This window comes from Pseudomonas oryzihabitans (assembly GCF_007665395.1).
Classification (GTDB): domain Bacteria; phylum Pseudomonadota; class Gammaproteobacteria; order Pseudomonadales; family Pseudomonadaceae; genus Chryseomonas; species Chryseomonas psychrotolerans_C.
In genome coordinates, this window is the sequence record NZ_VDND01000001.1 from 775,265 (window position 1) to 797,625 (window position 22,361).

Here is a 22,361-nt window from a genome sequence, read left to right on the forward strand (position 1 = left end):
TTAGTCGTTATAGAGATCGATGATGGCGCTGACGGCCTTGTGCTTGACCTTGGCGGCGTCGTTGCGCGCCTGCTCGATCCGATTCAGATAGGCGGCATCGACGTCGCCGGTGATGTACTCGCCATCGAACACCGCGCAGTCGAACTGCTCGACCTTGGGTGCCTTGCGGGTACGCACGGCTTCCTGCAGGTCCTGCAGATCCTGGTAGATCAGCCAGTCGGCACCGATCAGCTCGCCGACTTCCTCGGTGGTGCGGCCGTGGGCGATCAGCTCGTGCACGCTGGGCATGTCGATGCCGTAGACGTTGGGGAAGCGCACCGCCGGGGCCGCCGAGCAGAAGTAGACCTTCTTGGCGCCGGCCTCGCGGGCCATCTGGATGATCTGCTTGCAGGTGGTGCCACGGACGATGGAGTCGTCCACCAGCATCACGTTCTTGCCGCGGAACTCCAGCTCGATGGCATTGAGCTTCTGGCGCACCGACTTCTTGCGCGCGGCCTGGCCGGGCATGATGAAGGTCCGGCCGATGTAGCGGTTCTTGACGAAGCCCTCGCGGAACTTGACACCCAGGTGGTTGGCCAGCTCCAGCGCCGCGGTGCGGCTGGTGTCCGGAATCGGGATGACCACGTCGATGTCATGCTCGGGACGCTCGCGCTGGATCTTCTCGGCGAGCTTCTCGCCCATGCGCAGGCGCGCCTTGTACACCGAGATGCCATCGATGATGGAATCCGGCCGGGCCAGGTAGACGTGCTCGAAGATGCAGGGCGCATATTGTGGATTCTGCGCGCACTGGCGGGTGTAGAGGCGACCGTCTTCGGTGATGTACACCGCCTCGCCCGGTTCCAGGTCACGGATCAGGGTGAAGCCGAGCACGTCGAGGGCGACGCTCTCGGAGGCGATCATGTATTCCACGCCGTATTCGGTGTGACGCTGGCCGAAGACGATGGGGCGAATGGCGTTGGGATCGCGGAAGCCGACGATGCCGTAGCCGGTGACCATGGCCACCACGGCATAGCCGCCACGGCAGCGCTCATGCACCTCGGAGACCGCGGCGAAGACGTCGTCCTCGGTCGGCTGCAGCTTGTTGCGCACCGCCAGCTCGTGGGCGAAGACATTGAGCAGCACCTCGGAATCCGAGGTGGTGTTGACGTGGCGCAGATCGGATTCGTAGATCTCGCGGGACAGCTGCTCGACGTTGGTCAGGTTGCCGTTGTGCGCCAGGGTGATGCCATAGGGCGAGTTGACGTAGAACGGCTGCGCCTCGGCGGAGCTGGAGCTGCCGGCGGTGGGATAGCGCACGTGGCCGATGCCCATGTGGCCGACCAGGTGCTGCATGTGGCGCTGCTGGAAGACATCGCGGACCAGGCCGTTGTCTTTGCGCAGGAAGAGTTTACCGTCCAGGCTGGTGACGATACCGGCGGCATCCTGACCGCGATGTTGAAGGACGGTGAGCGCGTCGTACAACGACTGGTTGACGTTCGTCTTGCCCACGATACCTACGATGCCACACATGTGACGCGACCCCACTGTTTCAAGTGATGCGACGGCGAACCATCGCAGGATGACCCCGGCAATGCGAGGCCTGGAAAACCGTTCAAGGAGCCTTCGGCCCCAGCTGTGGCAACAGTTGCAGACTGGGCATGGGCGTCGCGCCCAGCCACTGGCCGGCAAACCCCAGCAGCAGATTCTTCGACCAATCGGCCACCAGGAGAAAATGTGGAACCAGCACCGACTGTTGCCACCAGCCATCCTGCTGGACCGGCCCCAGGCTCAACAGCCCCACGGCCACGGTGATCAGCAAGGCACCGCGGGCGGCACCGAAGGCCATGCCGAGAAACCGATCGGTGCCCGACAATCCGGTGACGCGGATCAATTCGCCAAGCAAGAAGCTCACCAGGGCGCCGACGAGCAGCGTCAGCACGAAAAGAATGACACAGGCGGCGATCACCCGCCCGGAAGGCACCTGAATATAGTCGACCAGATAGGTGGACAGGGCCCCACCGAAGACCCAGGCCACGCCACCGGCAACGATCCAGGTGGCCAATGACAAGGCTTCCTTGACGAAGCCGCGCCTGAGACTGATCAGGCTGGAAACGACGACGACGGCGACGATCGCCCAGTCCACCCAGGTGAAGCCCACGGCAAGGTCCACTAACAAAAAGGCCCTGCATTCTAGCAGAGCCTTGTGACCGGGTTAACCGCGCTCGGGCTGAAAGCGTACGACGAAGCCCTTGACGCCATTCTGCTTGTTGAGCTGATCGCGCAGCCGATCGGCCTCGCTGCGCTCTATCACCGGTCCGACGAAGACCCGATTCATGCCGTCGGCGGTCCGCACGTAGGCATTGTAGCCCTGGCTGCGCAGCTTGGCCTGCAGGGCATCGGCACTGGGCCGAGACGACAGGCTGGCGAGCTGGACCGACCAGCTGTTGGGCAGATTGGCCGCGCCCAGGCGCAATTCCGGCTTGGCCGCGGGCGCCGGAGTGGCCGCTGGCGCCGCCGGGGCACTGGCGACGGGCGCGGGGGCAGCAGGTGCCTTGGCGACCGGCGCGGCAGCTTGCGGCTGGGACGGCGCGGCATTGACCGGCGCATTCTGCGTCGGTGCCTGGCCGGCGGTACCGGCGATGGGCGTCTGCGGCTTGCCGAGCGGCTTGGCCGGCTCGTCCGGCACCACCACCACCGGCGGGGCTTCGGGCGTCTGCACCGGCTGGACCTCGGTGCTGGGCACGACGGGCGCCGCCGGCTGGGGCGGCGCCTCGACCACTACCTTGCGGGCGTCATCCTGGCGATTGAAGAGCATGGGCACGAAGATGATGATCAGCGCCAGCAGCACCAGCGCTCCGATGACTCTTTGCTTGAGCATGGGTTATGCCTCCGCGGATTCGGATGGGGAAGACAGCTGCGCGAGGACCTCGGCGACGCTGTAGAAGGAGCCGAACACGACCACCTCGTCGTCCACCGCGCTGGCGGCCAGTTGCGCCTCGAAGGCGGCCAGCAGGGAGGCGTGGGCCTCGGCCTGGGCGCCGCGCGCGGCCAGGACTGCGGCCACCTCGGCACCGTCGCGACTGCGCGGGGTCGGCAGGGTTGCCACCGCCCAGCTGGCGAACAGGCGCTCCAGGAGCGCCAGGATGCCGTCCAGGTCCTTGTCGGCCAGGACGCCGAACACCGCGCGACGCACGCCTGCGATCGGCCTCATCGCCAGGCGCCGGGCCAGGTACTCGGCGGCATGGGGATTGTGGGCCACGTCCAGCAGGACGCTGCGGGTCTCCCCTGCCCGCTCGACCTGGCGGCGATCGAGTCGTCCGGTCATGCGCGTCGCCTGCAGGGCCGCGGCGATCCGCTCCGGCAGCCAGGGCTGGTCGAGCAAGGCGTAGGCCTGCAAGGCCAGGGCGGCATTTTCCATGGGCAGGTCGAGCAATGGCAGACCGGGTAGCGCCAGGGCGTTGCCCTGGGCATCGCGTCCGCGCCAGAACCAGCCGGCGCTCTCGATCTGCAGATCGAAGGCTTCGCCGCGTAGCAGCAAGGGTGCACCCAGGCGCTCGGCGGCTTCGGTCAGCGGCGCCGGGGGCTCCAGATCGCCGCACAGGGCCGGCTTGCCGGCGCGGAAGATCCCGGCCTTTTCCACGGCCACGCTTTCGCGGGTGTCGCCCAGCCATTCGGCGTGATCCAGACCGATGCTGGTGACCAGCGCCAGATCGGCATCGATCAGATTGACCGCGTCCAGACGTCCGCCCAGACCGACTTCGAGAACGGCCACGTCCAACTGGGCGCGCTCGAACAGCCAGAAGGCCGCCAGGGTACCCACTTCGAAATAGGTCAGACTGATCTCGCCGCGAGCGGCTTCGACCGCCGCGAAGGCGGTGCAGAGATCGCTATCGCTGGCGAGCGTGCCGTCGACATCGACACGCTCGTTGTAGCGCACCAGATGCGGCGAGGCATAGACACCCACTCGCTGCCCGCTGGCACGCAGCAGGCTGGCGAGAAAGGCACAGGTAGAGCCCTTGCCGTTGGTGCCGGTCACGGTCACCACGCGCGGGGCGGGCCGGGTCAGCCCCAGCCGCTGCGCCACCTCGCGCACCCGGTCCAGGCCCATGTCGATCGCCGATGGATGCAGCTGCTCGAGATAGGCCAGCCACTGCGCGAGGCTGCGCGAAGCCATCAGGCGGCCGGGGCCGGCTGGTGCTGGAAGGTCGCCAGCAGGCGCGCCAGACGGTCACGCAGCTCCTTGCGCGGCACGATGAGGTCAACCGCACCGTGGTCCAGCAGGAACTCGCTGCGCTGGAAGCCTTCCGGCAGCTTCTCGCGCACGGTCTGCTCGATCACGCGCGGACCGGCGAAGCCGATGAGGGCCTTGGGTTCGGCGACGATGACGTCACCCAGCATGGCCAGGCTGGCGGAAACCCCACCGTAGACCGGATCGGTCAAGACGGAAATGAAGGGAATGCCCTCTTCGCGCAACCGGGCCAGGACCGCGGAGGTCTTGGCCATCTGCATGAGGGAAATCAGGGCTTCCTGCATCCGCGCACCGCCCGAGGCGGAGAAGCAGATCAGCGGGCAGCGCTCTTCCAGCGCCACGTTCGCGGCGCGCACGAAGCGTTCGCCGACCACGGCGCCCATGGAACCGCCCATGAAGGAGAATTCGAAGGCGCAGACCGCCACCGGCATGCCCTTGAGCGAGCCACGCATGGAGATCAGGGCGTCTTTTTCGCCGGTTTCCTTTTGCGCCGCGGTGAAACGGTCCTTGTACTTCTTGCTGTCGCGGAATTTCAGCCGGTCCACTGGCTCCAGCTCGGTACCCAGTTCTTCACGACCTTCAGCGTCGAGGAAGATGTCCAGGCGACGACGCGCATTGATGCGCATGTGGTGACCACACTTCAGGCACACGTCCAGGTTCTTTTCCAGCTCCGGACGGTAGAGGACCGCTTCGCAGGCCGGACACTTGTGCCAAAGACCTTCCGGCACCGAACTGCGCTTCACCTCGGACCGCATGATGGAAGGAATCAGTTTGTCGACCAGCCAATTGCTCATGCATCTCTCTCCACTTGCATGGGCTCCCAGCGCGGCCTGAGCCACGCCTTCCTTGAGCATCTGTAATGAATTCGGCAACGCCCGCTGTTTCCCGGGCCGCTACCCTGTTGTCTCATGCCGGCTCGCCGGGAGCCGGACGGCAGACCCACCCAGGGTAGGCCTGCTCGAATATGTCGCAGGAATGGACGGCAACCACGTGGCGAGGGTCACATCAGGCGACCGGCGCACCTCGCACCGCCGCCACGAAGCGCGCGATCTCGGCGGCATCCTTGATGCCCTTGGCCTGCTCTACGCCGCCGCTCACGTCCACGCCATAGGGCCGGGACGCCGCGATGGCGGTAGCGACGTTAGCCGCTTCCAGGCCACCCGCCACGATCAGGGGCAACGGCAGATCCCGCGGCACCCGCGTCCAGTCGAAGGCTTGACCGGTCCCACCGGGCACGCCGGCCACATAGGTATCCAGCAGCAAGCCGCGGGCGCCGGCATAGTCACGGGCGACGGCCGCAAGGTCGATATCCTCGCGCATGCGCAGCGCCTTGATATAGGGACGGCGATAACGGGCGCACTGCGCGGGCGATTCCTCGCCGTGGAATTGCAGGAGGTCCAGGGGCACGGCATCCAGCATCTCCTCGATCTCGCAGGGCGAGGCATCGACGAAGAGCCCGACACTGGTGACGAAGGGCGGCAGCGCCGCGACGATCTGGCGCGCCTGGGCAGCGCTCACCGCCCGCGGGCTGCGCGCATAGAACACCAGGCCGATGGCATCGGCGCCGGCGGCCGCGGCGGCCAGGGCATCCTCGACGCGGGTGATGCCGCAGATCTTCACTCGAACGTTAGCCAAACCGGAATGACCTCGTTCCAAATCGATGGATGTTAGCAGACCACCCGCGCAGCGTCAGCCCGGGAGGTCATCCAGCTCGGGGATATGGCCGAGGAACAGCGGCCCCAGCGGCCGCTTGGGCACGGGCGTGCTCGCGGGATACTCGGCGTCCACCAGGTAGAGGCCGTAGGGATGGGCGGTGACGCCTCCCAGCCGTCGCTCGCGCGCCGCCAGGACCTCGGCGACCCACTCCACGGGCCGGTCGCCACAGCCCACCGCCATCAGCACCCCGGCGATGTTGCGCACCATGTGGTGCAGGAAGGCATTGGCGCGGATGTCCAGGACGATCAGCCGCCCGCTCTGCCAGAGGCGCAGGTGGTGGATGGTCTTGATCGCCGACTTGGCCTGGCAGGCCTTGGCCCGGAAAGAGGTGAAATCATGGGTACCGAGCAGCACCTGGGCCGCCTCGCGCATGGGCTCGATACGCAGCGGACGATGATTCCAGGTGACCTCCTCCGCCAGGTGCGCAGGCCGGATCGGATCGTTGTAGATCACATAGCGGTAGCGCCGCGCCATGGCGCTGAAACGGGCATGGAATTCGTTGCTGACCGGCTTGACCCAGGTGACGCTGATGTCGGACGGCAGATTGGCGTTGGTGCCCATCACCCAGGCCTTGAGTGGCCGCGCGACCGGGGACTCGAAATGCACCACCTGGCCGGTGGCGTGCACGCCACAGTCGGTACGGCCCGCGCAATGCAGCGCGATGGGCGCAGCGGCGACCTCGGACAGGGCGTCTTCCAGGGTCTCCTGGACGGAGCGCACGCCAGGCTGCTGGCGCTGCCAGCCACGATAGCGGGCGCCCTTGTACTCGACTCCGAGCGCGATACGCTGCGGCGGGACGATGATGGTGGGGTCTAGAAAATCCAAGACGACGGCCAGGCGAAAAAAAGGGGAGGCAGCTTATAGCGCCTCCCCTCCTCTGCCAAGTCCGGCCAGCCTTAGCTGAGCTGGGCGATGATCTCGCGCGCTTCCTGCTGCTGCCCGGCGTTACCCTCGGCCAATACCTCGTCGAGGATGTCCCGGGCACCTTCCGGATCGCCCATGTCGATGTAGGCACGCGCCAGGTCCAGCTTGGTGGCAGTCTCGTCTTCGCCGGACAGGAAGTCGAAGTCGTCCAGACCGTCCCCACCGGTGGTGCCGCTGGTGGTCTCGGCATCGAACTGGCGGGAGGCTTCCTGCAGGCGGGCGGCGAATTCCTCGTCGCTTTCGCGCTTGGGCGCCGGCTGCTCGTCGTCGAAGTCGGACAGATCGAAACTCGCGGGCAATTCGGCGTCGGCCGTCGAGGTCGCCGGCGGCGCCAGCGGCTCGTCGAAGGCCGAGCCGCTGGCGCCGGAATCCGCAAGGGGCTCCTCGTGCGCCAGGTCACCCTGCCGCTCGAATTCGCTGAAGTCCAGGGCGAAATCGTCATCCTTGGCGGCGGGAGTCGCCGCCGGGGTGGCCGCGGGCTCGGCATCGAAATTGAGATCGAAGTCGAAATCGTCACGGGACTCGACGCTGTTGGCCTTGGCCTCGGCGAAGGCTTCGCCGAACAGCGGCTCCTCGGCCGGACCGCCGGGCTGATGGCCCTGGGTGTCCTCGCTGCCGAAGTCATCCAGGGACAGGTCGAAGTCCTGACTGTCTTCGGTGGCGGAGAAGCCCTGGTTGCGGGACTCCTCCTGGCTGAGCTCGTGCGCAGCTGCCAGGGCCGCCGCCCCGATCGCCGCGGAGGCCACGGCCACCGTCGCCATGGCGGGGTAGCGCGACTTCAGGTGATCGACGGCAGGCTGGGCACCACCGATTTCCTTCAGCTCGCGCTCCTCGCGCTGGAAGCCGTCCTTGTCGCCCATCTCGGCATAGACTTCCATGAGCTTGAGGCGCAGATCGGCGCGGTGGGGCTCCTGGTCGCTCGCCTTCTTGAGTACTTCGGCAGCCTGACTGAACCGGCCATAGGCCATGTAGATGTCTGCCTGGCCGAGCGCGTCGTCCTGGGCATCGGCATCGCGTGCCGCGTCAGGAGAGCCCTGACCCAGTTCGAGCCCGGCGAGACCGTGATGGTCACCGAGCTCCGGGTCCGTATCGAATACGGTATCGGTTCGTGCGGCTTCGGCCTCGCGCTCACGCTCGGCTTCCTTCACCGCATTGCGCCGCGAATTGATCATCAGCAATACCAGCAGGGCCAGTAGCGCGCTGCCGCCGATGATGCCCAACCACAGCGGGTTGCTGAGAATCTCGTCGAGGAAGCTGTTGGTCGCCTCGGTCGGCTCGGTCGCCGGGCTGCTCGGGGTAACCGGAATCACCTTGGGCTCGCTGGGACTGGCGGCGGGCGGCGCTGCACCGGTACCGCCCTCACTGGCCGGCGCCGTGGCCGCCGGGGCCTGGCTGGCCTCCGCCGTAGGCGTAGCCGGGGCGGCCGCTGCGGGATCCTGGGATGTCGGCGCCGTGCCATTGCCGGCTGGCTGGGCTGGCGCCGCGGCCTCCGGTGCGGCGGGCACCTGCGCGGGCTGGCCTGCTGCCTGCGGATTGGCCATGTTGGCCTGCATGCGGGCCAGTTGGGCATCCTTGAGCTGCATGATCTTCTGCAGCTTGTCGAGCTGCGACTGGAGGTCGCCCAGCCGACTCTTGAGTTCTTCGTTCTCGCGACGCGTGGTATCCAGGCTTTCCTGGGTCACCGCAAGACGATCGGCGAGCGACTGGTCACTCCCCTTGCCACCGCTCGCTTCGCCCGTGCGACCGGACGCCTGGCCAGACAGCAGCTTGAGGTTGTCCTTGGGTGCCGGCGCAGCGGGCGCCTCGTTGGCGCTCGGCTGCGCGGACGCGTCTACCTGCCGGCGCGGGGTGCCGGCAGGCGCACTGTCGCCACCCTGTTTCCAGCTGCGGGTCTGCCGGGCGATTTCCGCCACCGCCTCACGCTGGGAGCGCGTGCGGGCCTGGGTCTGGTCGGGCAGGCGCAGCACCTGCCCGCTTTTCATGAGATTGATGTTGCGATCGATGAAGGCATCCGGATTCAGGTCCTGGATCGCCAGCATGGTCTGGTCGACGCTAACGCCCGAGGTGGGACGATTGCGCGCCGCGACCTCCCACAGCGTGTCGCGTGGCTCGGTGGTGTAGGTTCCTGGCGCCTGAGCCGTGGCGGGCTCCTGGGCAACGGGCGCGGCTGCCGGACGGGGTGCCGCCGGCGCCGGGGTACGAGCACGCGGGGTCGCCGGTACCTGAGGCGCAAAAGGCGCCGCCGCGGCCTGCGGAGTATACAGCGGCGGATCCAGCAGCACCGTGTACTCACGCAGGATCCGGCCGCTGGGCCAATTCACCTCGAGCAGAAAATTGAGATAGGGCTCGCGCACCGGGCGCGCGGACGTCACGCGGATGACCGTGCGACCGTTGCGCACCTCGGGGGTGAACTTGAGGTCGTTGAGGAAGAACGCACGGTCGACGCCCGCCTTGCCGAATTCCTCGGCGGACGCCAGATTGGGTCTCAGCTCGGCGGTGCCGAGGTCGCGCAGGTCCGACAGATCGATGGTGGCATCGAAAGGCTGGTTGAGGGCTGAGTTGAGATGGATCTCGCCTAGGCTGAGCGCCTGGGCGGCGCCAGACATCAAGGCGCTAGCCGCTGCAATTGCCCGCACCAGTTTCTGAACTCGAACCATGACCGTCCCTTTTTAGAAGCTGTCGACCGCGGCACCGAAGTGGCACCTGCGTCCATCGCTACGTGCTACATCCCCTGCCCCCTGGGTCAGCCAAAGGGCGAAGCGTTTCACGAAGTATCTTTTAGGCCGACTGTTTAAGCAACAATTCGGCCAGCTGAACGGCCGTGAGCGCCGACAACCTGATGTTGTCCGCCACCAGCCAGCATTCCAGTCGCCGAGCATCGCGCGGATGCCGGCGTACTCGCCCTACCAATACCTCTTCGCGGCCCAATGCATCACCGACCGCCGAGGGACATTCCACATCGTCGTCCACTGACAGCCCGGGCTCGTCGCCAAGGGCCTCCAGCACCTGCTCCAGCACCCACGGCTCCTTGCCGCGGACACTCAGGGACAGGCTGTCGCCGAAGAACACCGGCGCCTGCAGCGCCGTGACATCCAGCACCGGCAGCGTCTCACCCAGCACCTGCTGACATTCGTCCAGCAGCCGATGTTCCTGGGGAGTATAGCCATCCGCAGCCGGGGCACCGGTCCGACCGAGCAGATTGAAGGCCAGCTGCCCCTCGAACAGCCGGGATTCGACAGGACGACCGTTAAGCAATTCGGTCGCCTGCCGCGCCAGCTCCTCGACACCGCCACGGCCGGCACCGGAAGCGGCCAGGCAGGCGGTCAAGGACGCATCGCTCAGGGGATTCAGGCGCGCCAGCACGGCGGCCACGCTGGCGGCGGCCTGGGCCGCCGCCAGGGGCACCCCGAGCCAGGGGGCGGCCGAGAGAGTGTCCAGGCATTCGCCATTGATGCGCGGCAGGACGGAGACCGCGGCGGAGGCGCCGCTGAGATCCAGCACGGCGCAGCGGGCGGCGGCGAGTTGCGGCCTCAGGCTTTCCACCACGGCGGCCGGTACGGCGAGGATGACGATGCCGACCTGGGCGAAATCGAAGCCGTCGAGACTGGTGACGCGCAGGTTGCTGCCTCGGAAGGGCAGATTCTGACCCGCCGACTCACCACTGGCGAGCAGGTGCAGCCGCCCGAGGGGCACGTCGCGCTCGTCGAGGAGTTCACGAATGGCTTCGCCGTAGGCACTGGTGGCGCCGACGAGGGCGATATCTCTGGCAGTCATGATGGGACGTCCGCAACGAAAGAGGGCCGCACTTTACTGGCGGCCCTCCTCTATAGGCAAACGTTTAGCCGCCAGATCACTGCTCGAGCAGAATCCGCAGCATCCTCCGCAGCGGCTCGGCCGCGCCCCACAGCAGCTGATCGCCAACGGTGAAGGCGCCCAGGTACTGGGAGCCCATGTTCAGTTTGCGCAGGCGTCCGACGGGCACGCTCAGGGTACCGGTGACGGCAGCCGGGGTCAGTTCACGCATGCTGACGTCGCGGTTGTTCGGCACCAGCTTGACCCAGGGATTGTGCTGGCTGATCAGGCCGTGGATGTCGGACAGTGGCACGTCCTTGTTCAGCTTGATGGTCAGCGCCTGGCTGTGGCAACGCATGGCACCGATGCGCACGCAGATGCCGTCCACCGGGATGGGATTCTTGAAGCGGCCGAGAATCTTGTTGGTTTCGGCCTGGGCCTTCCACTCTTCGCGGCTCTGGCCGTTGGGCAGTTCCTTGTCGATCCAGGGGATCAGGCTGCCGGCCAGGGGGACACCGAACTGCTCGGTGGGGAAGGCCTCGCTGCGCAGGGTCTCGGCGACCTGGCGGTCGATGTCGAGGATGGCGCTGGCCGGATCGGCCAGGCTGTCGGCCACGGCGGCGTGGGTCGCGCCCATCTGGCGGATCAGCTCGCGCATGTTCTGAGCACCGGCGCCGGAGGCGGCCTGGTAGGTCATGGCGCTCATCCAGTCCACCAGACCGGCTTCGAACAGGCCACCCAGGGCCATCAGCATCAGGCTGACGGTGCAGTTGCCGCCGATGAAGTCCTTGCGGCCGTCGGCCAGGGCCTGGTCGATGACCCGACGGTTGACCGGGTCCAGCACGATGACGGCGTCATCCTGCATGCGCAGGCTGGAGGCGGCGTCGATCCAGTAGCCTTTCCAGCCGGCCTGGCGCAGCTTGGGGAACACCTCGCTGGTGTAGTCGCCCCCTTGGCAGGTGAGGATGACGTCGAGGGTCTTGAGCTCGTCGATGCTGTAGGCATCCTTGAGCGGCGCCACGCTCTTGCCAATCGCGGGGCCTTCACCGCCGACGTTGGAAGTGGTGAAGAACACGGGTTCGATCAAGTCGAAATCCCGCTCTTCGAGCATGCGCTGCATGAGCACGGAGCCCACCATGCCACGCCAACCGATCAGACCTACACGCTTCATCGCTACTGCACCTTTATTGTCTTGAGGACGGCCGCCTCCCCAGGCGGCCGATCAGATTAACGCCTTCCGAGAGCGGCTACCACTGCCTCGCCCATCTCCCGGGTACCGACCCGCTGCTTGCCTTCCGACCAGATGTCACCGGTTCGCAGCCCCTGGTCGAGCACCTTGCCCACGGCGGTCTCAATGGCCGCTGCCGCCTCGGCAGCGCCGAAGGTGTATCTGAGCATCATGGCTACCGACAGGATGGTCGCCAGTGGATTGGCCACGCCCTGGCCGGCGATGTCCGGCGCCGAGCCGTGGCAGGGTTCGTACATGCCCTTGTTGTCGGCATCCAGGGACGCCGAGGGCAGCATGCCGATGGAACCGGTGAGCATCGAGGCTTCGTCGGAAAGGATGTCGCCGAACATGTTGTCGGTGACGATCACATCGAACTGCTTGGGCGCGCGGACCAGCTGCATGGCGGCGTTGTCGACGTACATGTGGCTGAGTTCGACGTCCGGGTAGTCCTTGGCCACCTCCTCCACCACTTCGCGCCACAGGCGGCTGGATTCGAGAACGTTGGCCTTGTCCACCGAGCAGAGCTTCTTGCCCCGCAGACGCGCCATGTCGAAGCCGACGCGGGCGATGCGGCGGATCTCGCTTTCGCTGTACGGCAGGGTATCGAAGGCCTGGCGTTCGCCATTCTCCAACACCCGGGTCTCGCGCGGCGAGCCGAAGTAGATGCCGCCGGTCAGCTCGCGGACGATGAGGATGTCCAACCCCGATACCACCTCGGGCTTGAGGGTGGAGGCCTCGGCCAGTTGCGGATAGAGGATGGCCGGTCGCAGGTTGCCGAACAGGCCCAGGGCGGAGCGGATCTTCAGCAGACCGCGCTCGGGACGGATGTCACGCTCGAGCTTGTCCCACTTGGGACCGCCGACGGCGCCCAGAAGTACGGCATCGGCGGCACGGGCACGAGCCAGGGTCTCATCGGCCAGGGGCACGCCATAGCGGTCGATGGCAGCGCCACCCAGGTCATCATGGACCAGCTCGAAGCCCAGGTCGTAGTCATGATTGACCTTGTCCAGCACCTTGACCGCTTCGGCCATGATTTCCGGACCGATGCCGTCGCCCGGCAGGATGAGGATCTGCTTGCTCATTGTCTTTTCCTGTTCCAAATCAGATGGGCTGGGCCCAGAGAACCATGACGTCGACGGTGAAGGAGCCGTCGCGGTCGATTTCGAAATACTGGCGGACTTCCTGGCCGATCTTCTTCTGCAGGCTGCGAATGGCCTGGCACTGCGGCTCGGGAGTACGCATGCGCTCGGTCCAGCTGGCGAAGTCCAGGCGCAGGCGCTGCCGCCGGCATCGGGTGACGCCCAGCCGGGCGGTATCCAGCAGGCGGTGCCATTCAGCCAGGGAGTAGTCGCGCACATGGCTGATGTCGCGCAGGATTTCCACCGTTTGCAGGTAGGTGTCCAGGCGCGGGTTGGCGGGCGACACGACGTCGATGATAGCCATCTCCCCACCATGCCGCAGGACCCGACGCACCTCGCGCAGGGCGGCGCCGATGTCACGCCAGTGGTGCGCCGAGTAGCGGCTGAAGACGAAGTCGAAGCTCGCGTCGCCAAAAGGCAGGTGCTCGGCCATGCCAGGCTGGACGCTGATGTTGTCCAGGCCCTGCTCGGCGGCGGTGCGCTTGACCACCGACAACATTTCCTCGGCGAGGTCCAGGGCGACCACCTGCCCGGCCACGGGCGCCACGTTGTAGCTGACGTGACCGCCGCCACAGCCGAGGTCCAGTACCTTTGCGCCTTCGCGCTGGGCGACCGCGTCACGCAGTTCGAGCAGCTCGGCCCCCTGGGCGTGGACGGCACTGGTCAGATAGGCCTCGGCGGTGGCGCCGAATTGCTGCTGTACGTGTTGCTCGTGTTCACCGCTCATGGAGCCTCCGGGAGGGACGCCGGTCCGAGGGAACCGGCGACTGGGTTCAGGCGTTGGGGAACATCCAGGGACTGCTCTGGCGATAGCGGCCTTCGAAGCTCGCGATGGCGTCGGCATCCTGCAGGGTCAGGCCGATGTCGTCCAGGCCGTTGAGCAGGCAATGCTTGCGGAAGGCATCGATCTCGAAGGGCAGCGCCACGCCATCGGGCCGGAGTACCGTCTGGCTCTCGAGGTCGACCACCAGCTGGTAGCCCTCGTTGGCCTCGACCTGGCGAAACAGCTCGTCGACCTCGGCGTCGCCGAGGATGATCGGCAGCAGGCCATTCTTGAAGCTGTTGTTGAAGAAGATGTCGGCGAAGCTCGGTGCGATCACCGAGCGGAAGCCGTAGCCATCCAGGGCCCAGGGCGCGTGTTCGCGACTGGAGCCGCAACCGAAGTTCTCGCGGGCCAGGAGGATGCTGGCACCGGCATAGCGCGGCTGGTTGAGCACGAATTCCGGGTTGAGCGGCCGCTTGCTGTTGTCCTGGCCGGGCTGGCCGACGTCCAGGTAGCGCCACTCGTCGAACAAGTTCGGGCCGAAGCCGGTGCGCTTGATCGACTTGAGGAATTGCTTGGGAATGATCTGGTCGGTGTCGACATTGGCGCGATCCAGGGGCGCGACCAAACCGGTGTGCTGGGTGAAGGCTTGCATGGTCAGGCTCCTCAGGCGGTGGCGAAGTCGCGGACGTCGACGAAACGGCCGGCGATGGCAGCGGCGGCGGCCATTGCCGGGCTCACCAGGTGGGTACGACCACCAGCGCCCTGACGGCCTTCGAAGTTGCGGTTGGAGGTGGAGGCGCAGTGCTCGCCACTCTCCAGGCGATCGGCGTTCATCGCCAGGCACATGGAGCAGCCCGGCTCGCGCCATTCGAAGCCGGCCTCGATGAAGACCTTGTCCAGCCCTTCGCGCTCGGCCTGGGCCTTGACCAGACCCGAGCCCGGTACCACCAGCGCCTGCTTGAGGGTCGCGGCGACCTTGCGGCCCTTGGCCACAGCAGCGGCGGCGCGCAGGTCTTCGATGCGGGAGTTGGTGCAAGAGCCGATGAAGACGCGGTCCAGCACGATGTCGGTGATCGGCTGGTTGGCCTTGAGGCCCATGTACTTGAGGGCGCGCTCGATGGAGCCGCGCTTGACCGGATCGGCTTCGCGGGTCGGATCCGGTACCTGCTGGTCGACGGCCAGGACCATCTCGGGCGAGGTGCCCCAGCTGACCTGCGGCTTGATCTGGGCAGCGTCGAGTTCGACCACGGTATCGAAGTGGGCGTCGGCGTCGGACACCAGGCCACGCCATTCGGCCACCGCGGCTTCCCAGACGGCACCGGTGGGCGCAAAGGGACGACCCTCGACGTAGTCGATGGTGGTCTGGTCGACCGCGACCATGCCGACCCGGGCACCGGCCTCGATGGACATGTTGCAGATGGTCATGCGGCCCTCCATGGACAGGGCACGGATGGCGCTGCCGGCGAATTCGATGGCATGGCCATTGCCGCCGGCGGTACCGATCTTGCCGATGATGGCGAGGACGATGTCCTTGGCGGTGACGCCGAAGGGCAATTCGCCTTCTACTTTCACCAGCATGTTCTTCATCTTCTTGGCCACCAGGCACTGGGTGGCGAGCACGTGCTCGACCTCGGAGGTGCCGATGCCATGGGCCAGGGCAGCGAAGGCGCCGTTGGTGGAGGTGTGGGAGTCACCACAGACCACGGTCATGCCGGGCAGCACGGCGCCCTGCTCCGGGCCGATCACGTGGACGATGCCCTGGCGCACGTCGTTCATCTTGAACTGGGTGATGCCGAAGTCATCGCAGTTCTCGTCCAGGGTGCGGACCTGAATACGCGAGGTCTCGTCCTTGATGGACTCGAGGCCTTCCTTTCGATCCGGCGTGGTGGGTACGTTGTGGTCGAGGGTCGCGAGGTTGGCGTCCAGGCGCCAGGGCTTGCGGCCGGCCAGACGCAGGCCTTCGAAGGCCTGGGGCGAGGTCACTTCGTGGATGATGTGGCGGTCGATGTAGAGCAGCGCCGAACCATCGTCGCGCTGCTTGACCAGGTGCATATCCCAGAGTTTGTCGTAGAGCGTCTTGCCAGCCATGGATCGATTCCTCATCAGGCGTGGAACGGCACGGGCCTTTGCATGCCCTTGGTGCTTGTGGGGTCAAAGATACCGCGCTAGGCTCGCATGAAACAAATTCATCTTTTTCATGAAGCGCATAACCAACTGGAATTCGACGACGTGGACCTCGCCAATCTCAATGCCTTCGTCGCGGTGGCCGAAACCGGGGGCTTTTCCGATGCGGGAGAGCGCCTGCATCTCACCCAGCCCGCGGTCAGCAAACGCATCGCGGCGCTGGAACAGCAATTGGGGCTGCGCCTGTTCGACCGCATAGGCCGCGAAGTCAGCCTAACCGAGGCCGGACGCGCCCTGCTACCTCGCGCCTATCAGATTCTAGGCGTGATAGATGACACTCGGCGCGCGCTCACCAATCTCAATGGTGCCATCGGCGGCCGGCTGACACTGGCGACCAGTCATCACATCGGCCTGCATCGGCTACCACCGATCCTGCGGCGCTTCACCCGGGACTATCCGGAGGTCGCGCTGGACATCCGCTTCCTCGACTCGGAAGCCGCCTACGACGAAATCCTGCATGGGCGTGTGGAGCTCGCCATCATCACCCTCGCGCCGCAGACCACTGCGCCCATCCGCGCGGTCCCGGTCTGGCGCGATCCGCTGGATTTCGTGGCAGCACCGGAACATGCGCTGGCGACCCAGACCAGCGTTAGCCTGGCCGATGTGGCGCGGCACCCGGCGGTGTTTCCCGGTGGCAATACCTTCACCCGACTCATCGTCCACGGCCTGTTCGATGCCCAGGGGCTGACGCCGAACATAGCCATGAGCACCAACTACCTGGAGACCATCAAGATGCTGGTGTCCATTGGCCTCGCCTGGAGCGTGCTGCCGCGTACGCTGCTCGACGACCAGGTGTGCCGGTTACCCTTGCCCGGTATCCAGTTGGAAAGGCGGCTGGGGTACATCCTGCATACCGAGCGTACCCATTCGAATGCGGCTCAGGCGTTCATGGGGTTGTTGGATGAGGCAGGGAGCACCGAAGCGTCTTGAGCGCCTGGCCGGGGATGGGATGGCCGGGTCGTACAAGGGTGATCGCGGCCATGGGCCGCTCCTACGGGAAGTGCCTGCTTCCCCATGGCCGCGATGAAATCAATGCCATAGCTTGGGAAACGGCGCGGCCTTTCCACCGGGGCGTTCGGTGGCGAGGGGCCCTCACCCCAACCCTCTCCCGCAGGGAGAGGGGGCTGGCCGAGCGGGCGTTCGACGCTATCAGGCGTAGGTTGGGTTGAGACGGCCTTATCGTCGAAGCCCAACAGTGGGTAGCTGGCTCGGCAGTGTTGGGCTTCGCTACGCTCAACCCAACCTACGGAACGTGCCAAGCGAAGTCGCTCAACCCTTCTTGAGCTTCTTCAGGCGCTTCTTCGACTTGTCGATGACTTCCTTGCGCGCCTTGTCCTTCATCTCCTTCCATCCCTTGATCTCGGCGCGTTTGCGGCCACATCCCTGGCAGACTTCGTCTTTGATCTTGCATTGGCTGATACAGGGACTTTCGACCTTACCCACGGCAACCTCGAAAATGAAAAAGGCCCTGCAGTATAACGACTGCAGGGCCTTGGCCAGCGCCATCCAGCGGGATGGCGGGCTATGGAGGCGATTTAGAAAACCGCTTGAACCTTCAGGCCGCCGACCACGGCATTGTCGACCTCACGCACACCACCCGGGCTCTTGATGTACTGGATGTTGGGGCGAACGGTCAGCCAGTTGGTCACGTGCACACCGTAGTAGAGTTCGGCGTCGTACTCGTTGTGCTGCAGCGGCGTGTAGGCCGGATCGTCGTAGTCGGTGGCACCGGCGGCCTGGTTGAGGGCGCGCTGGTTGTCGCGGAAGTCGCTGTTGGTGCTGATCCGCGCGACGCCGAAGCCGATGTCATCCTTGGGACGGCCATCGAAGGGGCCCTTGTACACCAGACCGGCCTGGACGTAGTTGCTGACCTTGTTGACGTCCTTGGCATGGGCGGTGAAGTTGGCGAACACCGACAGGCCGCGGCTCGGGTCATCGTTGTGCGCGGTGATCTGCTGACGCGCCACGACCCAGTAGCCGTGCTTGCTGGAGTGCTCCTTGTAGTCCAGCCCGGTGAGGGCGGCGGAGTTGCCGTTGACGTCTTCGTAGACGTCGTTGGCATCGGCGGTGCTGTAGTAGTAGCCGACACGGTATTCGCCCGGCAGGCCGTTGACCTTCGGCGACCAGACCATTTCCACCGGCAGGACCGCACCCTTGGTGCCGCTACCGTTGAGCTTGAAGCCGTTGCCGGTTTCCAGCAGCGACGGATTCTGCTCGTAGGCGCCGACCTGGACGAACAGTTCCGGGGTCAGGCTGTACTTGACGCGCAGGGCCCACTGGCTGACCGGCCAGTTGTACCAGACGCCTTCCCAGTTACCGACCTGAGAGCCGCAGAACGCCAGGTTCTGGAAGTCGCATTCGAAGGAGTTGAAGTCCTCGCCTTCGCCGAAGCGACCCGCCTTGATGTCCAGGCGGCCATCGAAGAAGCCCTTGGACAGCCACAGCTGGGTCAGACGCCAGGTCTGGCCGCGGCCGTAAACTTCCTGCACCGAGGAGTAGCCGCCCACGCGCGGATCGGTGATGCGGTCATCGGTCAGGTTGCGGCCGTCACGGGAGGTGATGGCGAGCTTGAATACCGAGTTCTCCCAGCCAGCGATCTTGTTCATGTCGCCCCAGAGGCCGAACATGTACTGGGAGCTCCAGCGACCGGTACGGTCGTCGTCGTAGCCGCCACGCAGGTTGGTCGCGCCTTCGCCGACGTATTCGAGCTTGATGTCCCAGCCCTTGTCGCGCAGGTCCTTGCGCACGCCGCCCCAATCACCGGTCATGGTGTTGCCCAGAGGCTCGAAGGCGGCTTCGGTATTGTTCACCCCACTGAAGTTGCCACCCGGGTTGGCCTGGGGCGCCGCCTGGGCGCCTGCGGCTACCGCCAGGGCGAGCAGCGAGACCAGGGGCAGTGCGTTACCCCGACGATTCTTGTGATTCTGACTGTTCATTACTGAGATCCCTTTTTATAGAAGTGTTGACACCCAGGGCCCGAAACCCGCGTCTCTAATACTTACGGCAGGACGTTGAGGACTTCGTAACAGGCACCCATGGTGTGGTAGTCGACCTTGCCGGCCGGACTCTTGTCGTCGGAATACTTGGTGTTCCGACGGTCGAGCAGGCGCCACCATGCGCCGTGCTCGTGATCGATGAAATGCTCCCAGCTGTAGCGCCAGAGCGCTTCATAGTGTTCCCAGTAGCGCCCCTCGCCACTGCGGTCAGCCAGCAGCGCCGTGGCGGCCAGGGCCTCGGCCTGGACCCAGAAGTACTTGTCCGGATCGCAGGGCGAACCATCCGGGGCGAAGCCGTAGTAGAGCCCGCCGTGCTCGCCGTCCCAGCTCAGCCGCCAGGACGCATCGAAGAGTTCGCGGGCCCGCGGCAGCAGCCAGGCCTGGGGACGATGGCGTTCGAGGATGAGCAGCAGCTTGGCCCATTCGATCTGGTGGCCCGGCTGGAACCCCCAGGGGCGGAACAGGTTGGCCGGATCATCGCGATTGTAGTCCCAGTCGATGGACCAGTCGCTGTGGTAGTGCTCCCAGATCAGGCCACCGGGGACCTGGTCGGCCGCGGCGCCCTGCCCTTTGGTCAACGCCGCCTGGCGCTGGGTCATGTTGCGCGCCAGGGTCTCGGCGCGATCCAGGTAGCGGACCTCGCCGCTGGCTTCGTAGGCGGCCAGCAGGGCTTCGCAGGCGTGCATGTTGGCGTTCTGGCCGCGGTACGGCGAGACGGTCTGCCAGTCGGCGCTGATCTCGTCGACATAGAGGCCGTCGGCTTCGCGCCAGAAATGGGTTTCCAGGGATTCCCAGGCTTCGCCCAGCCAACCGCGCGCCTCTTCGATACCCGCTTGCAGACCATGGGCATAGGCCAGCACCACGAAGGCCAGGCCGTAGCAGTGGTTGGTACCATCCACCACGGTGTCGCCGTCGAGCAGCCAGGCATAACCACCGTTGGCCTGGCGATGGCGCTCGCGCAGGTATCTCAGGCCATGGCGCGTGGCGTCGAGAAAGGCTGGTTCGCCGAAATGCCGGTAGGCCATGGCGAAGTCGAAGACGAAGCGGGTACTGGAGACCAGGTGGCGGGTCTGGCGGTCGTAGACCGTGCCGTCGTCCTTGAAGAAGTGATAGAAGCCGCCCTGCGGATCGACACAGCGGGGGTGGTAGAACGCCAGGGTCTGGCGCACGTGCTCCAACAGGGTCTCGCGACGACGAAAATCGGGGAAGTCCATCGGGTTTCCTTGGCGGCTATTGTTGTTGTGGGACAGCGTTCTAGTGGGGGCTCACCTGCAGCAGGGCCTCGACGTCGGCCCGGGTCGGTGCATAGGCGCCGGCATGGCGGCAGGACACGGACGCACTGGCGGCGGCGAATCTCAGGCGTTGCTGGGGGTCGGTCAGGCCCAGCAGGCCCGAGGCCAGCCAGCCGGCCATGCAGGCGTCGCCAGCGCCCACGGTATCGGCCACGTCCACGGCGATGGCGGCCTGCTGCCACTCGCCTTCCGGCGTGTAGAGCACCAGGCCGTGTTCGCCGCGGGTAAAGAGGATGCGCGCCTGGGGATTGAGGGCGCGCAGTTCGTCCAGCGCCGCGCGCTCGTCCAGGCCTGGATAGATCTGGCGGATGTCCTCGTCGGACAGCTTGATGTCGTCGGCCAAGCGCACCAGCTCGGGAAAGGTCTGCTGGCGATAGCGCTCGTCCATCAGGTTGCGCCAGTTGGGGTCGTAGCTCAGGCGCTTGCCGGCGGCCTTGGCCTGACGCGCCAGGTCCAGCAGGGTGTCGGCCAGCGGATAACGGGCCAGGCTGATGCAGCTGAAATGGCAGACTTCGGCCGCCTCCAGCCAGCCGGCGGGCAGCAAGGCGGGATCGAACTGGAGATCGGCTTCGCCGGCGAAGAAATAGCGCGGCGGACGACTCGACGGCACGATGGCCACCAACGGATCGGCGGCGACGCGCTGCAGGAAGCGGGCATCCAGGCCAGCGGTTTCCGATTGCCAGGCGATCTCGTCGCCCAGGCCGTCCTGGCTGATGGCCCCGCCGAAGGCGCTTTCCACACCCAGTCGGGCCAGGCCACGGGCCACGTTCCAGGGGGCACCGCCCGGGTAACCGCGCCATTCGCCAGGATTACCCTGGACGATGTCGGTAAGGGCTTCGCCAAAGACCACGACGCGGGGTAGTGCCATTCTTGTTCTCCTGTCTGTCACGGCGACCAAGGCTACCCCTGGTCTCTGGTAGGGCCGCGACCCGACGTCAGGCGCGGCGGCGGGCGGACCTTACCATTGCTGTAACGTTTCAGCCATGAGCTACGTTCAAGAAAGTCGGCGACCGCTCGCCGGATCGAACAGTACCGCCCGTCGCGCATCGATGCGCCACAGCACCTGATCACCCGGACGCGGGGCCTCTCCCGGCGCCACCCGGCAGCACACCTTGGTACCGTTCCACTCGGCGTAGAGCAAGGTATCCGGCCCGGTCGGCTCCACCACCTGCACTCGGGTCAGGATGCCGGGGACGGCGTTGTCGGCCGGATGCGCGGACTGGATCTGCTCCGGCCGCACCCCCAGGATAGCCTCTCTGCCAGCCAGCGCCGGATCGAGTTCCGGCAATTCGACCTGGCTGTCTCCGGTGTCGCCGGTCACCTGGGCGACCACCCTGCCCTCGCGCGCTTCCAGGCGTACGGGTACGAAGTTCATCGGCGGCGAGCCGATGAAGCTGGCGACGAAGAGATTGGCCGGATCGTTGTAGATTTCCTCCGGGGTGCCGAATTGCTGCACCTCACCGTCCTTCATCACCGCGACGCGATCACCCAGGGTCATGGCTTCGATCTGGTCATGGGTGACGTAGACGGTGGTGGTCTGCAAGCGCTGGTGCATCAGCTTGATCTCGGTGCGCATCTCCACCCGCAGCTTGGCGTCGAGGTTGGACAGCGGCTCGTCGAACAGGTAGAGCTTGGGCCGGCGTGCCAGGGCGCGGCCCATGGCCACCCGCTGCTGCTGGCCACCGGAGAGCTGCGCCGGCTTGCGCTCGAGCAGGTGTTCGATCTGCAGCAGCTTGGCGACGCGCGCCACCTCGGCGTCGATCTGCTCCTTGGGTGTCTTGCGGATCTTCAGGCCGAAGGCGATGTTCTCGCGCACGGTCATGGTCGGGTACAGGGCGTAGGACTGAAACACCATGGCGATGTCCCGGTCCTTGGGCTCGACTTGGGTGACGTCCTCGCCGTCCAGGCAGATGGCGCCGCTGCTGATGTCTTCGAGGCCGGCGATGGCATTCATGAGGGTGGACTTGCCGCAGCCGGAGGGCCCGACCAGGATGAGGAACTGGCCGGCGTCGATGCGGATGTCGATGCCCTTGAGGGCTTCCTGGGCGGCGTTGCCGTAGGTCTTGCGTACGCGTTTGAGTTCGAGAGCTGCCATG

At 66.0% G+C, this 22,361-nt stretch carries 20 protein-coding genes; 1 reads left to right on the forward strand and 19 read right to left on the reverse strand.

What is annotated here, in order from left to right; translation table 11 throughout:
* The 14 genes from purF to leuC form a co-directional block, all read right to left on the reverse strand.
* Positions 1-1,509: an amidophosphoribosyltransferase gene (purF, locus tag FSV73_RS03380; RefSeq protein ID WP_145003815.1), complete on the reverse strand. Its 1,509-nt coding sequence runs from the start codon at positions 1,507-1,509 to the stop codon at positions 1-3.
* 82 nt (positions 1,510-1,591) lie between these two features.
* Positions 1,592-2,137 (reverse strand): CvpA family protein, encoded by a 546-nt coding sequence (locus tag FSV73_RS03385; protein WP_145003817.1) that lies wholly within the window; start codon positions 2,135-2,137, stop codon positions 1,592-1,594.
* Between the two features lie 54 nt (positions 2,138-2,191).
* Positions 2,192-2,857, reverse strand: a complete 666-nt coding sequence (locus FSV73_RS03390; RefSeq protein WP_145003820.1) for an SPOR domain-containing protein — start codon at positions 2,855-2,857, stop codon at positions 2,192-2,194.
* Between the two features lie 3 nt (positions 2,858-2,860).
* Entirely contained in the window at positions 2,861-4,153 is a 1,293-nt protein-coding gene (gene folC, locus FSV73_RS03395) for a bifunctional tetrahydrofolate synthase/dihydrofolate synthase (RefSeq protein ID WP_145003823.1), read from the reverse strand.
* Positions 4,153-5,022: an acetyl-CoA carboxylase, carboxyltransferase subunit beta gene (accD, locus tag FSV73_RS03400; protein WP_145003826.1), complete on the reverse strand. Its 870-nt coding sequence runs from the start codon at positions 5,020-5,022 to the stop codon at positions 4,153-4,155. The genes folC and accD overlap by 1 nt, the downstream gene beginning before the upstream one ends.
* A gap of 211 nt (positions 5,023-5,233) precedes the next feature.
* Positions 5,234-5,863: a phosphoribosylanthranilate isomerase gene (locus FSV73_RS03405; RefSeq protein WP_145003829.1), complete on the reverse strand. Its 630-nt coding sequence runs from the start codon at positions 5,861-5,863 to the stop codon at positions 5,234-5,236.
* A gap of 54 nt (positions 5,864-5,917) precedes the next feature.
* Positions 5,918-6,769, reverse strand: coding sequence for a tRNA pseudouridine(38-40) synthase TruA (truA, locus tag FSV73_RS03410; RefSeq protein ID WP_145003832.1), 852 nt, complete (start codon positions 6,767-6,769; stop codon positions 5,918-5,920).
* A 71-nt stretch (positions 6,770-6,840) separates the two neighbouring features.
* Positions 6,841-9,525, reverse strand: coding sequence for a FimV/HubP family polar landmark protein (locus FSV73_RS03415; RefSeq protein ID WP_186309142.1), 2,685 nt, complete (start codon positions 9,523-9,525; stop codon positions 6,841-6,843).
* A 121-nt stretch (positions 9,526-9,646) separates the two neighbouring features.
* Positions 9,647-10,642 (reverse strand): aspartate-semialdehyde dehydrogenase, encoded by a 996-nt coding sequence (locus FSV73_RS03420; RefSeq protein WP_145003838.1) that lies wholly within the window; start codon positions 10,640-10,642, stop codon positions 9,647-9,649.
* Positions 10,643-10,718: 76 nt separating this feature from the next.
* Positions 10,719-11,831, reverse strand: coding sequence for an aspartate-semialdehyde dehydrogenase (gene asd / locus FSV73_RS03425; protein ID WP_145003841.1), 1,113 nt, complete (start codon positions 11,829-11,831; stop codon positions 10,719-10,721).
* Positions 11,832-11,887: 56 nt separating this feature from the next.
* Positions 11,888-12,970, reverse strand: coding sequence for a 3-isopropylmalate dehydrogenase (gene leuB / locus FSV73_RS03430; RefSeq protein WP_145003844.1), 1,083 nt, complete (start codon positions 12,968-12,970; stop codon positions 11,888-11,890).
* Positions 12,971-12,989: 19 nt separating this feature from the next.
* On the reverse strand, positions 12,990-13,754 hold the full coding sequence (locus tag FSV73_RS03435; protein WP_145003846.1) for a class I SAM-dependent methyltransferase: 765 nt from the start codon (positions 13,752-13,754) through the stop codon (positions 12,990-12,992).
* 46 nt (positions 13,755-13,800) lie between these two features.
* Entirely contained in the window at positions 13,801-14,445 is a 645-nt protein-coding gene (leuD, locus tag FSV73_RS03440) for a 3-isopropylmalate dehydratase small subunit (RefSeq protein WP_145003849.1), read from the reverse strand.
* A gap of 11 nt (positions 14,446-14,456) precedes the next feature.
* Positions 14,457-15,881 carry a 3-isopropylmalate dehydratase large subunit gene (gene leuC, locus FSV73_RS03445; RefSeq protein ID WP_145003852.1) on the reverse strand — a complete coding sequence of 475 codons (1,425 nt, stop codon included), beginning with the start codon at positions 15,879-15,881 and terminating at the stop codon, positions 14,457-14,459.
* Between the two features lie 141 nt (positions 15,882-16,022).
* Here leuC and FSV73_RS03450 point away from each other — a divergent pair, with 141 nt between their 5' ends.
* Positions 16,023-16,907 (forward strand): LysR family transcriptional regulator, encoded by an 885-nt coding sequence (locus FSV73_RS03450; protein ID WP_145003855.1) that lies wholly within the window; start codon positions 16,023-16,025, stop codon positions 16,905-16,907.
* Between the two features lie 339 nt (positions 16,908-17,246).
* Here FSV73_RS03450 and FSV73_RS03455 read toward each other — a convergent pair whose 3' ends face one another.
* The 5 genes from FSV73_RS03455 to FSV73_RS03475 form a co-directional block, all read right to left on the reverse strand.
* Positions 17,247-17,420, reverse strand: a complete 174-nt coding sequence (locus FSV73_RS03455; protein ID WP_145003858.1) for a DUF1289 domain-containing protein — start codon at positions 17,418-17,420, stop codon at positions 17,247-17,249.
* Positions 17,421-17,512: 92 nt separating this feature from the next.
* Positions 17,513-18,913, reverse strand: coding sequence for a carbohydrate porin (locus FSV73_RS03460; RefSeq protein ID WP_145003860.1), 1,401 nt, complete (start codon positions 18,911-18,913; stop codon positions 17,513-17,515).
* Positions 18,914-18,975: 62 nt separating this feature from the next.
* Positions 18,976-20,187, reverse strand: coding sequence for an AGE family epimerase/isomerase (locus FSV73_RS03465; protein ID WP_145003863.1), 1,212 nt, complete (start codon positions 20,185-20,187; stop codon positions 18,976-18,978).
* A 40-nt stretch (positions 20,188-20,227) separates the two neighbouring features.
* Complete coding sequence (locus FSV73_RS03470) at positions 20,228-21,133, reverse strand: carbohydrate kinase family protein (protein ID WP_145003866.1); 906 nt, start codon at positions 21,131-21,133, stop codon at positions 20,228-20,230.
* A 126-nt stretch (positions 21,134-21,259) separates the two neighbouring features.
* Entirely contained in the window at positions 21,260-22,360 is a 1,101-nt protein-coding gene (locus tag FSV73_RS03475) for an ABC transporter ATP-binding protein (protein ID WP_145003869.1), read from the reverse strand.
* Position 22,361 lies beyond the last annotated feature (1 nt).

Excerpts from the sequence above, each read along its gene's own strand:
- purF (WP_145003815.1), bottom strand. The coding sequence starts at position 1,509 with ATGTGTGGCATCGTAGGTATCGTGGGCAAGACGAACGTCAACCAGTCG.
- FSV73_RS03390 (WP_145003820.1), bottom strand. The coding sequence starts at position 2,857 with ATGCTCAAGCAAAGAGTCATCGGAGCGCTGGTGCTGCTGGCGCTGATC.
- folC (WP_145003823.1), bottom strand. The coding sequence starts at position 4,153 with ATGGCTTCGCGCAGCCTCGCGCAGTGGCTGGCCTATCTCGAGCAGCTG.
- accD (WP_145003826.1), bottom strand. The coding sequence starts at position 5,022 with ATGAGCAATTGGCTGGTCGACAAACTGATTCCTTCCATCATGCGGTCC.
- FSV73_RS03415 (WP_186309142.1), bottom strand. The coding sequence starts at position 9,525 with ATGGTTCGAGTTCAGAAACTGGTGCGGGCAATTGCAGCGGCTAGCGCC.
- FSV73_RS03420 (WP_145003838.1), bottom strand. The coding sequence starts at position 10,642 with ATGACTGCCAGAGATATCGCCCTCGTCGGCGCCACCAGTGCCTACGGC.
- asd (WP_145003841.1), bottom strand. The coding sequence starts at position 11,831 with ATGAAGCGTGTAGGTCTGATCGGTTGGCGTGGCATGGTGGGCTCCGTG.
- leuB (WP_145003844.1), bottom strand. The coding sequence starts at position 12,970 with ATGAGCAAGCAGATCCTCATCCTGCCGGGCGACGGCATCGGTCCGGAA.
- FSV73_RS03435 (WP_145003846.1), bottom strand. The coding sequence starts at position 13,754 with ATGAGCGGTGAACACGAGCAACACGTACAGCAGCAATTCGGCGCCACC.
- leuD (WP_145003849.1), bottom strand. The coding sequence starts at position 14,445 with ATGCAAGCCTTCACCCAGCACACCGGTTTGGTCGCGCCCCTGGATCGC.
- leuC (WP_145003852.1), bottom strand. The coding sequence starts at position 15,881 with ATGGCTGGCAAGACGCTCTACGACAAACTCTGGGATATGCACCTGGTC.
- FSV73_RS03460 (WP_145003860.1), bottom strand. The coding sequence starts at position 18,913 with ATGAACAGTCAGAATCACAAGAATCGTCGGGGTAACGCACTGCCCCTG.
- FSV73_RS03465 (WP_145003863.1), bottom strand. The coding sequence starts at position 20,187 with ATGGACTTCCCCGATTTTCGTCGTCGCGAGACCCTGTTGGAGCACGTG.
- FSV73_RS03470 (WP_145003866.1), bottom strand. The coding sequence starts at position 21,133 with ATGGCACTACCCCGCGTCGTGGTCTTTGGCGAAGCCCTTACCGACATC.
- FSV73_RS03475 (WP_145003869.1), bottom strand. The coding sequence starts at position 22,360 with ATGGCAGCTCTCGAACTCAAACGCGTACGCAAGACCTACGGCAACGCC.